At 38.2% G+C, this 14,706-nt stretch carries 16 protein-coding genes and 1 other annotated feature (1 of these 17 cut by a window edge); of the genes, 2 read left to right on the top strand and 14 right to left on the bottom strand.

Annotated elements, in window-relative coordinates:
• Positions 1-28: 28 nt before the first annotated feature.
• Entirely contained in the window at positions 29-811 is a 783-nt protein-coding gene (locus MHB42_RS12795) for a phosphatidylserine decarboxylase (RefSeq protein ID WP_340806610.1), read from the bottom strand.
• Positions 812-947: 136 nt separating this feature from the next.
• On the opposite strand from MHB42_RS12795, the gene pssA reads away from it, so the two are divergent.
• On the top strand, positions 948-1,448 hold the full coding sequence (gene pssA / locus MHB42_RS12800; protein ID WP_340806612.1) for a CDP-diacylglycerol--serine O-phosphatidyltransferase: 501 nt from the start codon (positions 948-950) through the stop codon (positions 1,446-1,448).
• Positions 1,449-1,535: 87 nt separating this feature from the next.
• Positions 1,536-2,243: an RNA polymerase sporulation sigma factor SigK gene (gene sigK / locus MHB42_RS12805; RefSeq protein ID WP_340806614.1), complete on the top strand. Its 708-nt coding sequence runs from the start codon at positions 1,536-1,538 to the stop codon at positions 2,241-2,243.
• Between the two features lie 260 nt (positions 2,244-2,503).
• Here sigK and mtnN read toward each other — a convergent pair whose 3' ends face one another.
• The 13 genes from mtnN to alaS all read right to left on the bottom strand — a co-directional run bounded on the left by mtnN (position 2,504) and on the right by alaS (position 14,632).
• Positions 2,504-3,196, bottom strand: coding sequence for a 5'-methylthioadenosine/S-adenosylhomocysteine nucleosidase (mtnN, locus tag MHB42_RS12810; RefSeq protein ID WP_340806615.1), 693 nt, complete (start codon positions 3,194-3,196; stop codon positions 2,504-2,506).
• A 143-nt stretch (positions 3,197-3,339) separates the two neighbouring features.
• Complete coding sequence (locus tag MHB42_RS12815) at positions 3,340-4,008, bottom strand: YrrS family protein (protein ID WP_340806616.1); 669 nt, start codon at positions 4,006-4,008, stop codon at positions 3,340-3,342.
• Positions 4,009-4,160: 152 nt separating this feature from the next.
• Positions 4,161-4,649: a transcription elongation factor GreA gene (gene greA, locus MHB42_RS12820; protein WP_053996239.1), complete on the bottom strand. Its 489-nt coding sequence runs from the start codon at positions 4,647-4,649 to the stop codon at positions 4,161-4,163.
• Between the two features lie 176 nt (positions 4,650-4,825).
• On the bottom strand, positions 4,826-5,464 hold the full coding sequence (gene udk / locus MHB42_RS12825; RefSeq protein WP_340806619.1) for a uridine kinase: 639 nt from the start codon (positions 5,462-5,464) through the stop codon (positions 4,826-4,828).
• Entirely contained in the window at positions 5,465-6,745 is a 1,281-nt protein-coding gene (locus tag MHB42_RS12830) for a peptidase U32 family protein (protein WP_340806620.1), read from the bottom strand.
• 14 nt (positions 6,746-6,759) lie between these two features.
• A complete protein-coding gene (locus MHB42_RS12835) occupies positions 6,760-7,692 on the bottom strand; it encodes a peptidase U32 family protein (RefSeq protein ID WP_340806622.1) in 933 nt (310 codons plus the stop codon).
• 5 nt (positions 7,693-7,697) lie between these two features.
• Positions 7,698-8,330, bottom strand: a complete 633-nt coding sequence (locus MHB42_RS12840) for an O-methyltransferase (protein WP_340806624.1) — start codon at positions 8,328-8,330, stop codon at positions 7,698-7,700.
• A gap of 584 nt (positions 8,331-8,914) precedes the next feature.
• Positions 8,915-10,042: an endolytic transglycosylase MltG gene (gene mltG, locus MHB42_RS12845; RefSeq protein WP_340806625.1), complete on the bottom strand. Its 1,128-nt coding sequence runs from the start codon at positions 10,040-10,042 to the stop codon at positions 8,915-8,917.
• Positions 10,043-10,192: 150 nt separating this feature from the next.
• Positions 10,193-10,720 carry a DUF1292 domain-containing protein gene (locus MHB42_RS12850; protein WP_340806626.1) on the bottom strand — a complete coding sequence of 176 codons (528 nt, stop codon included), beginning with the start codon at positions 10,718-10,720 and terminating at the stop codon, positions 10,193-10,195.
• 149 nt (positions 10,721-10,869) lie between these two features.
• On the bottom strand, positions 10,870-11,178 hold the full coding sequence (locus MHB42_RS12855) for a DUF1292 domain-containing protein (protein WP_016994165.1): 309 nt from the start codon (positions 11,176-11,178) through the stop codon (positions 10,870-10,872).
• A gap of 18 nt (positions 11,179-11,196) precedes the next feature.
• On the bottom strand, positions 11,197-11,613 hold the full coding sequence (gene ruvX, locus MHB42_RS12860) for a Holliday junction resolvase RuvX (protein WP_340806627.1): 417 nt from the start codon (positions 11,611-11,613) through the stop codon (positions 11,197-11,199).
• Positions 11,614-11,615: 2 nt separating this feature from the next.
• Complete coding sequence (locus MHB42_RS12865) at positions 11,616-11,882, bottom strand: IreB family regulatory phosphoprotein (RefSeq protein ID WP_004226839.1); 267 nt, start codon at positions 11,880-11,882, stop codon at positions 11,616-11,618.
• Positions 11,883-11,971: 89 nt separating this feature from the next.
• Positions 11,972-14,632: an alanine--tRNA ligase gene (gene alaS, locus MHB42_RS12870; RefSeq protein WP_340806633.1), complete on the bottom strand. Its 2,661-nt coding sequence runs from the start codon at positions 14,630-14,632 to the stop codon at positions 11,972-11,974.
• 66 nt (positions 14,633-14,698) lie between these two features.
• Positions 14,699-14,706 (bottom strand) — a binding site (T-box leader) (it continues 208 nt past the right edge of the window).

Genomic DNA, 14,706 nt, shown 5'->3' on the forward strand with positions numbered 1-14,706 from the left:
CCCCTAATCTTAACGTATTATTCGACCATTATAGCATATTTGCGAAGGCTTCACCCATTCGAATTGGGCTTCCTTGCACAACATTATCTGTAAACTCAATCGCACCTTTTTCAAATAACATCACAACGGTTGAGCCAAATGAAAAATAACCAACTTCCTGCCCCTTACGCCATTTGGATGTGGTATTTGTTAGCACAATGGAATTCACAAACGTAGCACCCACTTTGATAAAGGCAACATGCTGATTGTTGGTAGCTTTCAACTCTGTTACTAAACGGTAATTATGCGAAATTGGTTTTTTACCGTATGTAAGACCTAATTGATTTACAGGATACGATTTTTGCCCTAGTGTATATTGACGAATAACCTCCCCATCAATTGGGCTATGGATGCGATGATAATCAGCAGGACTTAAATAAAAGACAATAAAATGACCATCCGCATATTGCGCAGCACGTTCTGTATTGCCAAGTAAATCCTGTAATGCATAGGGCTTACCTTTTACAAGAAATGTCATATCCCATTCAATACGTCCAAAGGATTCCACTTTGGCATCTACAGGACTAGCATAGATCATTGGATTTTCTTCAATTGGTCGAGCATCCTCCAGCAGCTCTCTTGTAAAAAAATCGTGTAAACATGAAAATTGTTGTGGTTTTTTTGAAACTTCTTCAAGGTTAATATCGTATAGTTTCATATAGCTTGGAATAATGCGTTTACTCCACCTTGCCTTTGCAATTGCTTGCAAAAGATGAGAGGATTGCTTACCATTCGTTAGTTCTATTAAGCTTTGGTATAGTTTTTCTTTCATATCTGTAAAACCCCTATCTATTAATTTAGACTGTCAATTTTTTTGCATTCGAAGTATAATGGTATAATATCTTAAGTCAAAGGAGTGATCCCCCTTGTTTTTTTATCACAAGTTGGTGGATACCACGGTTAAGAAAATGAAATCGCACGCAGCTAACTTCATCACAATTAGTAATATGTCCTTTGGAGGAGCGGCTATTATGGCCACTTTACATGAATATTATAGCTATAGTGTCTTGTTTATCTTTATTGCAGCGCTTCTTGATCGCTACGATGGTAAGGTAGCGAGAGCGCTTGGACAAGTGTCTGAGTTAGGTAAACAATTAGATTCTATGAGTGATATTATATCATTTGGTGTGGCGCCTGCATTATTAATGTATGAAGTTGTTTTAGTTGATTTTGGTTTTGTCGGTATGATGATGACCATCTTATTTATTGTCTGTGGTGCAATGCGGTTAGCTCGCTTTAATATTAGCGATACAAACGGCTATTTCACAGGCTTACCAATTACAGCTGCAGGTACGTTCTTAACATTAACGTATTTTGCAGTAGGTACGTTCCACCCGGCATTTTATCTTTTCCTTTTTCCCATTTTAGCTTTATTGATGATCAGTACATTTACACTAAAAAAAGTGTAACAGCACATTTGCTGTTGCACTTTTTTTCATTTCCCGCTGCTTTTAAACATATACTGTCGAAAAATGGGGAAAGGATGACATCATTCAATGAGCGGAATTTTTACATCTATGTTGCAGTTATGGTTTGAGCTTCCTGCATTACTTGGCTATTTAAAGGGGCAAACATTCCATAAACCCTTTTCAAAAGAAGAGGAAGCTGCTTGTATTGAACGATTTTTAGGTGGTGATGAGCAGGCACGTCTTGACCTAATAGAGCGTAATATGAGGCTTGTTGCGCATGTCGTAAAAAAATTCCATCCAAAGCATGAGCAGCTTGATGATTATATTTCAATTGGCACAATTGGTCTTATGAAGGCTGTAGAAAGCTATACGCCTGATAAAAAAACAAGGCTTGCCACATATGCCGCACGCTGTATTGAAAATGAAATATTAATGCATCTACGCACACAGAAAAAAGTACAAAAAGATGTTTCATTGTTTGAACCAATTGGTACGGATAAAGACGGCAATGCTTTGCAAATTCGAGATTTACTACAATGTGATGAGGAAAGTGCTACAGAAAAGCTTGAGCATAAGGAGCATGTTGCACAGCTCTATCGCTATTTAGATATGCTTGATGAACGTGAACTCGAAATTGTCACACTTCGCTATGGTTTAAATCAGCAGGACGCACTTACACAAAAGGAAATTGCTGCCCGCTTAAATATTTCTCGTAGCTATGTATCTCGTATTGAAAAGCGAGCGCTTATCAAACTCTATCAATTATATAAACGCGATCAAAAATCGATTGAATAGCCCGCATATAAAAAGCTCCCTTGCAACCATCACAAGGGAGCCTTTCTTATTCTACATCGTTCTAGTGCGTTGATTCTGTTAATTCCACTGAAATTAGTGAGCCGATTAAGGCTGTAATAATCACAACACCCGCTGTTAAAAATAACATACTAACTACCTCCCATAAAGAGATTCCTTGCTAATAGTGTAGCATGTATCATTTCGATAAACTGTGATTTTTCTCACAGAGAAAACAGCACATTTTGACTATTTTGTGTAGTTTATAAAGCGGTAATGGCCTTTAGCACGACCTGTGTTGAATGCTTTGCAGCAATTGGTAAAAATTCATCAAAGCTAATATTTGATTCCTTCCCTGCAATATCTGATAGCGCGCGAATAACAACAAAAGGTGTCGCGAATTGATAGCATACTTGTGCAACCGCAGCCGCTTCCATTTCTACAGCTTTCATTTGAGGAAAATGACGACGTACAGTTTCTACGTGCACAGGATCATGCATAAACGTATCCCCTGAGCAGATTAAACCAATGCCATACTGATGCTCGCCTACAGCCTTTACAGCCTCCTCAGCAACCTTTATTAAGCCCTCATCTGATGGATAGGCTGCTGGCATCCCTGCCATTTGTCCAATTTCATAGCCAAATATTGTAACATCTACATCATGATGACGTACTTCATCCGAAATAACGACTGCACCAACCTCAAGATTCTCATCATAGCCACCTGCAGAGCCTGTATTAATGACAACATCAGGCTTAAATTCATGTAAAAGTATTGTCGTGGACATAGCAGCATTTACTTTACCAATACCACTTTTCAATAAGACAACTTCCTTACCCTCATATGTACCTGTTGTATATTCACTGCCTGCAATCGTTGTACTTTGTGCATCGTTTAATGCTGCACGTAGTAGCTCTACTTCTTCTTCCATTGCGCCAATTACTGCTATTTTCATGTTTTTATTTCTTCCCTTCTTTATTATGCTTTTGTTATCAATTATGCCTCGACAACATTGCATGCGCCAGAGGCTTTAACCTATTCAGTAAACGGCAAAGCATTCACTGAATAAGTTAAAAGTAAGCAAAGACATGATTTTCGTTAATAGGCGCCTTCTAATGTATTGAGTTGCTCAAGCTTTACAGGCAACCAGCCTTCATTATCTACCCATTCCATGCTCACACGATATATTTGCGATTTATCATTTGTGGAAACAACAGCCAATGTTGAATTAGGACCACCATTATTTTGCATACGCCAAATAATCATATTGCTTTCATCAATGCCTGTTACCGTTGTTACGGTTGCCACCTTTTCAGCCCAGTCCACAGATTTATCATCATAAGAAGATACATGCTGTCCTGTTTGTGTTGTAGGCGTTGGTTGCCAATGTTTACTTGTAATCACCTTATCAACGATTGGGTCATCCGATGTAGATTCTTCTAGTGTATCTTGCTTATCCTGAGGTGCTTCAGGCTCTACCTCTGATTCCTCCTCTAGAGGTTCTTCATCTACCGCAATATCTTGATCGTCCTCTTTAATAGGCTCTTCATCAACATCCTTCTGGTCTTCTTTATCACCGCTCTTTGCCTCTTGTTGCGGTTCATCCTTTGTTGCTTGTTCTGCATCATCTTGCCATTTAAACACATAGGTTGCCGTTAGTATAATTAGTACGACTACAATACCAATTAAAACATTTAATAGTTTATCTAGCTTTTTATTACGAGATGGCTGCAAATGACGACTACTACGAGTTTGTCGTTCACTCATAATATTTCCCCCTCTCTAGCCAATATTCTATCAAGTTCGACAGCACTTGCAAAATAATTATACCCATAATTTCAATCCTGCCAATGAAAGCATATAAAAAGCAGCCAGCCTTTCTAACAAAAGAAAGACCAACCGCTTGTACATCTACATCATTATTTAATAGAAAGAATTTTTACTTTCATTTCGCCACCAGGTGTTTGGATTGCTACTTCTTCACCTTCACCACGCCCAAGCAGACCTTTAGCAATTGGAGATTCATTAGAAATACGGAATTCCATCGGGTCCGCTTCTGCTGAACCTACAATTGTGTATGATTCTTCCTCTGTTGATGGCTTACCATTAATAATTTCAACAAATGTAACCGTTTTCCCTAATGATACAACACTGTTATCTGTTTCATCCTCAGAAATAATTACAGCATTACGAATCATTGATTTTAATGTAGAGATACGTCCTTCTAAAAAGGCTTGCTCCTCTTTTGCTGAATCGTACTCAGCATTTTCAGAAAGGTCACCGAAATCACGTGCTATTTTAATACGTTCTACGATTTCCTTACGTGTTTCCGTTTCTAATTTCACTAATTCTTCTTCTAATTTACGCTTTCCCTCAGCTGTCATTGGGTATTGTTTTTCATTTGCCAAAGTCCTTCACTCCTTATTTCTTCAATATAAAAACATAAAACTCGACTAAATGCTATAGGAGAGCATTTAATCGAATTTTATTATTTTTAAACGTTTTTCAAATTACGCTTTGACCTAATAGTATGCATAGCCTTTTTAAATATGCATGAAAATATTGTCAACACCACTCTATCTTATTACAATACGTTATCAGTTTCAAGAATAGTTTTAATTTTCGTTACCATTAAATCAATCGCAACTTCATTATCCCCACCTTCAGGAATAATAATATCAGCATAACGTTTCGTTGGTTCAATAAATAAATTATGCATTGGACGAACAGCTGTTAAGTATTGTTCAATCACAGAATCCGTTGTACGTCCACGCTCTTTAATATCGCGCATTAAACGGCGAATAATGCGTAAATCCGCATCCGTATCTACAAATAATTTAATATCCATTAAATCTCGTAAACCTGCATCCTCTAACACAAGAATACCTTCTAAAATAATCACATCTACTGGGTCGACATGAATAACGTCCTGCGCTCTTGTATGTTGCACATAATCATAAACAGGCTTGTCGATTGGCTGACGTGCTAATAATTTTTTTATATGCTCAATCAATAAATCATTATCAAAAGCTAATGGATGGTCGTAGTTTGTGCCTAAACGTTCTTCAAATGTTAAATGACTTTGATCTTTATAATAAAAATCTTGTTCAATGACAACTACGGAATGGTTACGGAAAACATCATAAATGGCATGCGTTACACTCGTTTTACCTGAGCATGAGCCTCCCGCAATACCAATAACAACAGGACGCTTCACTACCATTTAGCGATTCTCCTTTCGCATCATGTTATGCGGCTTTAAAGGTGTGTCGCATTTGAATTTCACAATTTGTAATGGATGGCGAGCTGCATCTAAGCTATTCCCATCCTCATCCCATATTTCACCCATTGTAAAGCGGAAGTTGTCGATTTCAGGACCAAAGAACTCCACCTCATCACCAGGTTTAAAATAATTTCGTTGCTGCATTGTAACGATTTTTGTTTCTGGGTCATGATTTAAAATTAAACCAGCAAACTCATAGGTTGTTTTACGACCATGCACACCAAACATTTGCTCCTCAAAGCCAGGTGCATCATGGAAGAATGCTTCCGCTGTATCACGGTTAGCACATTTGTCTAGCTCCTCTAACCACTCACGTTTAATTGTAAAGTTGTCAGGGTCAGCACAATAAGCATCAATCACTTTACGATAAACAGAAACAACTGTTGCCACATAGTGAATCGATTTCATACGACCTTCGATTTTTAACGAATCAATACCAAGCTCAATCATATGAGGAATGGCTTCGATTAATTTTAAATCTTTCGGGCTCATTGCAAAAGGTGCATGATTATCATCGAAAAGCGCTTTCTCTTCGCCCTCTTCCAGCTCATATAAATCATAGTCCCAACGGCATGATTGACAGCAGCCACCACGATTCGAGTCACGAGCTGTCATATGATTGGATAGCACACAGCGACCTGAATAAGCGATACACATCGCACCATGAACAAAAGCCTCGATTTCAATATCGACGTTTTCCTTCATTAGCTTCATTTCTTCGCCACCTACTTCACGCGCTAGTACAACGCGGTGTAAGCCCTCTTCCTTCCAGTATTGCACAGCCTTCCAGTTCGATAATGATTGCTGTGTAGAAAGATGAATTTCAAGCTTAGGTGCTGCTGTACGGCATGTTTCGATAATTAATGGATCTGCTACAATAATACCTGTTACACCGGCAGATTCAATATCTTTTAAGTAATCTTCTAAGCCTGCCATATTTTCGTTGTGTGCAAAAATATTTGTTGTGACATAAATTTTTGCACCATATCGATTAGCAAACTCCACACCTTCACGCATCTCTTCAATCGTAAAGTTATCTGCATTGGAGCGTAAACCAAACTCTTGTCCACCGATAAAAACAGCATCTGCTCCATAATGAACCGCTACTTTTAATTTTTCTAAGCTACCTGCTGGGGCAAGTAGCTCTGGTTTTTTTGTAATGACACGTTTACCGTCGACAATCTCACGGATTTTGTCATTTTGTTCTAATGCTAATGCCATGTTATTGCCTCCTCCTAGTAAACTGTTTCTTTAAAGATAAAGCCTGTATCTAAAGGTCTGATAGCTGGCTGAATCGCTTCAATTTTTGCCAATAACTCATCCTTTATCTCTTCATACGCTTCTTCTGATTCATCAAAATAAGTATCAATAGCTTGACGATAAGCTGCTGTTACTGTGACCACATATTCTGGTGTTTGTAAAACGCCCTCAATTTTTAGCGCATCAATGCCACCTTCAAATAATTCACCAAGCTCATCAATGACGCACATATCATTTGGACTGAAAATGTGTGTGCCATTGACATCCTCATAGATTGGATATTTATTATTGCGCTCATCATCATGCAGGAACATATTGCGATTTTCATGGCGATTCTCAATTTCCATTACTTTATCTTGATATAAGAAATAATGTCCTAGTAATGGGCGTTTTGATTGGAACATACATGTCATCCCATGTACCTGCACTTCAATTTCGACTTCCGCATTTTCCTTAATTTCTAATATTTCATCCAGTGAAAGCTCACGGGCTAAAACGGCACGAGTCGCACCACGCTTGCCCCAATAATTAGCTGTAAACCAGTTCGTAGCAATTGTTTCTGGATTCCAATGTAGTGGAATTGTAACACCTTGCTCACGACGAAGTATTAGAACAGCTGGATCACCATAAATTAAACGATCCACACCGATACGTTGCATTTCTTTTAAATAATTCGCAAGAGCTTCTAGCTTGTCATTATGGAACAGTGCATTGACTGCCACATATACTTTTTTACCTGCTGCATGAATAAGCTTTGTCGCTTCTTCCACTTCATCAACAGAGAATTCTCCTGCTAGTCGTAGACCAAATTGTTGTTCACCAATAACAAAAGCATCTGCTCCAGCATTTAAAAGTGCTTTTATATGTTCTATTGATTGTGGTGTTACAAGCAATTCTGGTTTTTTCATAGTAGTCACCTCTTCAAACATAATAATAAACCATCACCGACTGGTAAAAAAGCACTTGTATAATCGGGGTGCTGCATAATCCATTCTGTGAAGTTTTTTAAATTGCGAATCATTGTACGCTTACGACGTGGTACATCCTTTAACTCTAAATCTGATAAGCCATGCATATACATATTGTCGATATATAGAACACCACCTGATGCTACGAGAGGCGCATATTTTTCAAAAAAGCGCTGATATTGTCCCTTTGCGGCATCAATAAAAACAGCATCAAATGTTGTGTGAATGGCTTGATCATCCACCTCTAAAGCATCTCCCTCAATGACCGTAATGCGATCTGCTACAGCTGAGCGTTCAATATACGCTTTTGCTGCTGTGACACGCTCTGTATCACGCTCAATTGTAACAATTTGCACATTTGGCAATGCCTCTGCCATTCTGATTGCAGAATACCCAATTGCTGTGCCTATTTCTAAAATCTTTGACGGATTTTGAATACGTAACAGCTGATTTAATGCATCAATAGCTGCTAGCTGCATAATTGGTACATGATGCTCCTCCGCATATGCTTCCATTTCTAAAAGCAATGTATTACGTGGCTGGATAAATGATTGTATATATGCATCTGATAATTCCATTGTTTCACCCTCATTTAAAAGGCAACGTGCATTTTGCCGTTGTCTGTACTTCATCATTTAACAAAAAGAAAAAGACCAAACATAAAGTCTTGGTACTTACCCATACAAAAATGAGCAATTGTTTGGATGATGCTCAAACAATTGCCACCACGCATATTTATTCCACATAGCAATGCAGATTGATCAAAAATCACACTTTATAATAGCACGAAAATAGAAGGAAAGCTATTTTTCTTTCCTTCTATCGCATGTTGTCGAAAAACAATTATGTCAATAGCACAACAATGCCTTTTTATAAGGCAAGAGGTTGACCTCCATTATGACCGTGTGGTGTCCGCTAAGCTGCTAGGAGTCACGCAGTCTTCTCTCCAATCAACCATTTTACATAAGCATCCGCTACTTTTTTATAAAAAACAATTGGTCACTGCTATTTCGGTAACAATGACATAGCTACCTCACTTTATTGTCAGTTCAACCATACTGTCATGGTTACTTTACTTTCGTATAGAGCATTTTTCTAGGCAAAAGCGAAGTAAAGCTTAAAACGAAACTTCAATCTACATCATCACACTATATGTTTGTGTTTACTCTGCTTGGCGTAAATATTTTTCAACCTTTTGTAAATGCTCATCATATGTTTTCGAGAAGTGGTTGACACCCTCTTTATCTGCCAAGAAGTAGTAATACTCTGTTTCACTTGGGTTTAATGTTGCCTCAATCGATGTTTTCCCAGCGCCTGCTATAGGGCCAGGTGGTAAGCCTTTATTTTTATAAGTGTTGTAGGCATTATCTACCTCTAAATCTTCATAAAGCACACGATCTTTATGATCGCCAAGTGCATATAAAACAGTCGGGTCTGTTTGCAGTGGCATATCTGTATTCATACGATTATAGAAGACACTTGCAATTGTTTCTCGGTCTGTTTGAGCAGTCGCCTCTTCTTCCAATAATGAAGCAAATGTTAATAACTGATGCACAGACATTTGTTTTTCCGCTAAAATATCATTGTAATTTTTCACCACATTATTCATAGCCGCTACCATTTCTTCTACAATCGCCTCTAAAGATGGCTTTTCTTCATAATAAGAGTAGGTTGCTGGGTATAAATAGCCCTCTAAGTCATAGCGAATATTTTCCGCTAACACAGCCTCTGTCACAAGCTCTGGGTAATTTGCCATCATTTGCTGAACAAATGTATCACTTGTCACTAAATCCATAAATTCCTGCTGTGTATATGGTGTTTTCTTTTCAATAATTTGTCCAATCTGTTCAAGCGTTAACCCTTCAGGAATTGTCATTGTAAAGACAGGCTTACGATATACTTTCCCTGTTTTTAAGCTTTCAATAAGCTCATCAAATGTCATGGCTTGTGTTAAATCATAATTTCCAGCTTGAAATTGAGATTCATTTTTAAATTTTGCATAATATTTAAAGACACGTGCATCTTTAATAACACCTTTTTCCTCTAATAGCGTTGAAATAGAGCTTAAACCAGAACCGATTGGTACCTCAACCGCAATTGTTTTTGTGGCATCAGGATCAAGTGGCTTCAATGCACTTTTAACATAATTGTAGCCAAGTAAGCCACCGATCCCTATAATCAGTACAAAAACAATAGCAGTAATTGCAACGATTTTTCTCACTATTTTTACCTCAGATTTTCTTTCTTGCATTTTTGCAAACATTTCTTGTTTTTTTGAACCGTTATCCACGGGTTTCCCCCCTATCACTATTCAATATCATACTAGAAATCAACTTTCACGACAAACGGAAATCGTCAATTCAGGAGAATTTGCATATGTAAAAAATCTGCCAACAACTTTCGTTAGCAGATTTTTGGGCTTTTATAGAATTTGTTTAAACTATAAAGTGTTTAATACTTCTTCAACAAAATCCCACTCTTCATCTGACTCAATCGGCAATAGCTCTTCAATATGCCCATTTGTTCCAGCAATATATTGTGCAGCAAATACATCTCGTTGATCAATCGGCTCATCCGTTGCTGGTGTATATAAAACATAAGACTTAGCAAATTGCTCAGATGAAAATGTATGCATTACCTCACAAACCTGCTCTGTGCCATCTTCATCTGTTATAGTAATAAACTGTGGCTCTTCCTCAAATTCATCAAGAAGCGTTAAGACAACCTCATTAATCATTTCCCATTCTAAGTCTGTTTCCACAGGTCGTAAATTTATCATTTCCCCAGTATTGTCATCATAATCAAATGTCATTGCGGAAAGGTCCCCTGGCATTTCCTGACCATTGTCATCCAAAATCGAAAATAAAACATAGGATTTTTCCTCAGCATCAAATGTTAATACAACACGACATTGCTGCTTCTTACCATCCTCACTGATAATTGTAAACTCTTGTGCTTCTTCATTCATTTCCGTTCCTCCTTTATTGAATTGAGTGGTTCCTCGCATTTTATGAGCGCTTCCTCTCACTTTTGAGGGGTTTCCCTAGAGCTTCTCCATAAAAAAGGAACAAGGACTGCAAGCTGCGATCCTTGTTCCAAGCCTTAAAATAAAGAAGATTAATCTTCGTATTCGTCCTCTAAAGCGTTTAAAACATCCTCTACCATATCCCACTCGGCTTCTGTTTCGATTGGTGTTAATTCACCATCTTCACCATTTTCAGATGGTACAAATGAAGATACAAAAATTTCAACTGAGCCATCTTCATCTTCCTCTGCGCCTACCATTGAGTAAAATACGTATGATTTGCCGAACTCTGGAGATTCATGAACGTGAATTACTTCACAAAGCTGCTCATTTCCGTTCTCGTCAATCACTGTAATGTGTTGAACATGTAGTTCTTCTTCATGGTTATGCTCGTGTGCCATGCATTGTCACCTCATCAATTAATTTTTGCTATCTAAGTAGCCTTGTAAAATCATCACAGCCGCCATTTTATCAATGACCTGCTTACGCTTTTTGCGACTCACGTCCGCTTCAATTAGCATACGTTCAGCTGCCATTGTTGTTAAACGTTCATCCCATAATGTAACCGGTAGAGAAAAATGTTCTTCTAATAGTTTTTTATAGTGCTCAGAAGCCTCTCCACGTGGTCCAACCGTATTATTCATGTTTTTAGGATATCCTACAACAAATTCTGTAATAGCATACTCCTTTACTAACTGGGCTATACGTTCAATGCCGAATTCTTCGTTAGCTTCATCAATTTTTACGGTTTCAATACCTTGGGCAGTCCACCCTAATGCATCGCTAACAGCAACGCCAACGGTTTTTGACCCAACGTCTAATCCCATAATTCTCATTTCTAGTCCTCGTTATTCTTTTTAATATAAAATTTAACAAGCTCTTCTAAAATTTCATCACGTTCAAGCTTGCGAATTAAATTACGAGCATCCTGATGGCGAGGAATATACGCCGGATCACCAGAAAGTAAGTAACCAACAATCTGATTGATAGGATTATATCCCTTTTCCTCTAATGAAGAATGTACTTTCAACATTACCTGCTTGACTTCCTGTTCCATTGATTCTTCTGGAAAATTAAATTTCATCGTTTGATCAAATGAACTCATGACCAGCACCTCGCTTTCAGAAATAAGGAGATGTGCAAACAAAGCTCATCTCCAATTTCTCTTTATTATAACATGTTTTGGTGAATTAATTAAATGGATTTAACATAATCATACACAGAAAGTAGTGCTTCATCAAGTTTTGATGCATCTTTTGCGCCTGCCATCGCCATATCTGGACGACCGCCGCCTTTACCACCACAAGCTTCAGCTACCATTTTCACAATATTTCCTGCATGATAATTGCCACCAACTAAATCTTTTGATATGCCTGCACATAGCATAACTTTGTCACCATCAACTGCTCCAAGGACAATTACGGCTTTTGGCATTTTCGCTTTTAAGTCATCCATCATTTGACGCAGTTGATTATTATCCTTTGCCTCTACCTTTGTAGCTAGCACTGTCACATCACCAAATGTTTGAGCTGCATCAACAATTGCACCAGCTTGCGCATTGGCAATTTTTTGAGATAATGCTTCATTTTCACGTTGCAATTCTTTATAGTCAGCTTGTAACGCTTGTACTTTTGTCACAATATCTTTCGGATTTGCCTTTAATAATGCTGCTGCATCATTTAATAATGCTTCTTCCTCTTTTATTGTTTCATAAGCCACTTTACCTGTTACTGCTTCAATACGGCGCGTACCTGCACCGATACCACCCTCTGACACAATTTTAAAGAAGCCAATTTCAGAAGAGCGTTTAACATGAATACCACCACATAGCTCAATTGAATACTCTCCAATGGATACAACACGTACAATATCGCCATATTTTTCACCGAATAATGCCATTGCGCCTTTTGCCTTTGCTTCGTCAATGCCCATTTCTTCAATTACGATCTCTATATCATCCCACACTTTTTCATTGACAATACGTTCAATTTGCTGTAATTCCTCTTTTGTTACTTGCCCGAAGTGTGAGAAGTCAAAGCGTAAACGATCAGGCCCTACATATGAACCAGCTTGATTGACATGGTCGCCTAATACATCTTTTAATGCGCGCTGCATAATATGTGTTGCTGTATGGTTTTTAATAATTAAATTGCGGTCATCACGATTGACAACGGCTATGACTGCATCTTCCACATGCATTTCGCCAGATTCAACAACTACAGTATGAAGCGGCTGTCCATTTGGTGCCTTTTGTACATCCTTCACAACAGCTGTAAAGCTATCGTTAGAAATAGTACCACTATCAGCAATTTGACCACCCATTTCAGCATAGAATGGTGTTTCTGCTAAAATAACAAGCGCTTCCTGACCCTCTGAGGCAACTTTTGCTACTTGACCATCAACAATCAACGCCGCGATTTCTGTATTTGCTGTTAATGTATCATAACCAACAAATTCACTTGCAACCGTTAAGTTTGCTAATACTTCATTTTGCACTTGCATCGAATCAACATCTTGGCGAGCTGCACGCGCACGTTCACGTTGTTCCTCCATTGCTGCCTCAAAGCCTTCATGGTCAACCTTCATGCCTACTTCTTCTGCATACTCCTCCGTTAATTCAATTGGGAAGCCATACGTATCATATAAACGGAAAGCATCTGCACCTGGAATATAATCATGTCCAGCTGCTTTTTGTGATTCTACAACCTCATTAAAAATGGCAAGACCACCGTCTAATGTTTCATGGAAGCGAATTTCTTCATTTTTAATAACACGTTGAATAAATTCACATTTTTCCGTTACCTCTGGATAGAAGTCTTCCATAATTTTACCCACAGTTGGCACTAGTTCAAACATAAATGGCTTTTCAATACCGATTTGTTTTGCATAACGAACAGCGCGGCGTAATAAGCGACGCAATACATAGCCACGGCCTTCATTGGATGGAAGCGCACCATCCCCAATCGCAAACGCCACTGTACGAATATGGTCTGCAATCACTTTAAATGGTGTATTAATATCCTCTTCTGAGCCAAAGATTTCATTTAAATCTACTTCATCTGGACGCTTATATTGACGGTTAGCAAATTCCTCAATTTTTTCAATAATCGGCATAAATAAATCCGTATCAAAGTTTGTTGGTACATTTTGCACAACGGATACAATACGCTCTAAGCCCATACCAGTATCAATATTTTGCTTTGGTAGTGGCGTGTAAGTGCCATCAGGATTGTGGTTAAATTGTGAGAACACTAGGTTCCAAATTTCAAGATAGCGCTCATTTTCTCCACCGGGATACATTTCTGGATCATTTTCATCTGAACCATATTCTTCGCCACGGTCATAAAAAATCTCCGAGTTTGGACCTGATGGACCTTCACCAATATCCCAAAAGTTTCCTTCTAAACGAATTAAACGCTCTTCTGGAATGCCAATTTCCTTATGCCAAACATCGTAAGCTTCCTGATCCTCAGGATGAAGTGTAATGGATAATAGCTCAGGGTCAAAGCCCATCCACTTTTTATCCGTTAAAAACTCCCAAGCATAGTGAATTGCTTCCTTTTTGAAATAATCGCCAATCGAAAAATTCCCTAGCATTTCAAAAAATGTATGGTGACGCGCTGTTTTCCCTACGTTTTCAATATCATTTGTACGAATGGATTTTTGCGCATTGGTAATACGTGGATTATCAGGAATCACACGTCCATCAAAATATGGCTTTAATGTAGCAACACCTGAGTTAATCCACAGCAATGATGGATCATTAATGGGCACAAGCGGTGCTGATGGCTCATGATGATGCCCTTTTTCTTTAAAGAATTCTAAATACATACGACGAATATCTACTGCTTTCATGAAAAAAATTCCTCCTAAAATGTTTTGTAAAAATACGATAGATATGCAAAAAAGCCCTCATCCCAATAAAGGGA

This window comes from Lysinibacillus sp. FSL K6-0232 (assembly GCF_038008325.1).
Taxonomy (GTDB): Bacteria; Bacillota; Bacilli; order Bacillales_A; family Planococcaceae; genus Lysinibacillus.

Bases quoted from the DNA above. Each gene is read 5' to 3' on its own strand.
- MHB42_RS12795 (WP_340806610.1), bottom strand. From the start codon at position 811: ATGAAAGAAAAACTATACCAAAGCTTAATAGAACTAACGAATGGTAAG.
- pssA (WP_340806612.1), top strand. From the start codon at position 948: ATGAAATCGCACGCAGCTAACTTCATCACAATTAGTAATATGTCCTTT.
- sigK (WP_340806614.1), top strand. From the start codon at position 1,536: ATGAGCGGAATTTTTACATCTATGTTGCAGTTATGGTTTGAGCTTCCT.
- mtnN (WP_340806615.1), bottom strand. From the start codon at position 3,196: ATGAAAATAGCAGTAATTGGCGCAATGGAAGAAGAAGTAGAGCTACTA.
- MHB42_RS12815 (WP_340806616.1), bottom strand. From the start codon at position 4,008: ATGAGTGAACGACAAACTCGTAGTAGTCGTCATTTGCAGCCATCTCGT.
- udk (WP_340806619.1), bottom strand. From the start codon at position 5,464: ATGGTAGTGAAGCGTCCTGTTGTTATTGGTATTGCGGGAGGCTCATGC.
- MHB42_RS12830 (WP_340806620.1), bottom strand. From the start codon at position 6,745: ATGGCATTAGCATTAGAACAAAATGACAAAATCCGTGAGATTGTCGAC.
- MHB42_RS12835 (WP_340806622.1), bottom strand. From the start codon at position 7,692: ATGAAAAAACCAGAATTGCTTGTAACACCACAATCAATAGAACATATA.
- MHB42_RS12840 (WP_340806624.1), bottom strand. From the start codon at position 8,330: ATGGAATTATCAGATGCATATATACAATCATTTATCCAGCCACGTAAT.
- MHB42_RS12850 (WP_340806626.1), bottom strand. From the start codon at position 10,720: ATGAATGAAGAAGCACAAGAGTTTACAATTATCAGTGAGGATGGTAAG.
- MHB42_RS12855 (WP_016994165.1), bottom strand. From the start codon at position 11,178: ATGGCACACGAGCATAACCATGAAGAAGAACTACATGTTCAACACATT.
- ruvX (WP_340806627.1), bottom strand. From the start codon at position 11,613: ATGAGAATTATGGGATTAGACGTTGGGTCAAAAACCGTTGGCGTTGCT.
- MHB42_RS12865 (WP_004226839.1), bottom strand. From the start codon at position 11,882: ATGAGTTCATTTGATCAAACGATGAAATTTAATTTTCCAGAAGAATCA.
- alaS (WP_340806633.1), bottom strand. From the start codon at position 14,632: ATGAAAGCAGTAGATATTCGTCGTATGTATTTAGAATTCTTTAAAGAA.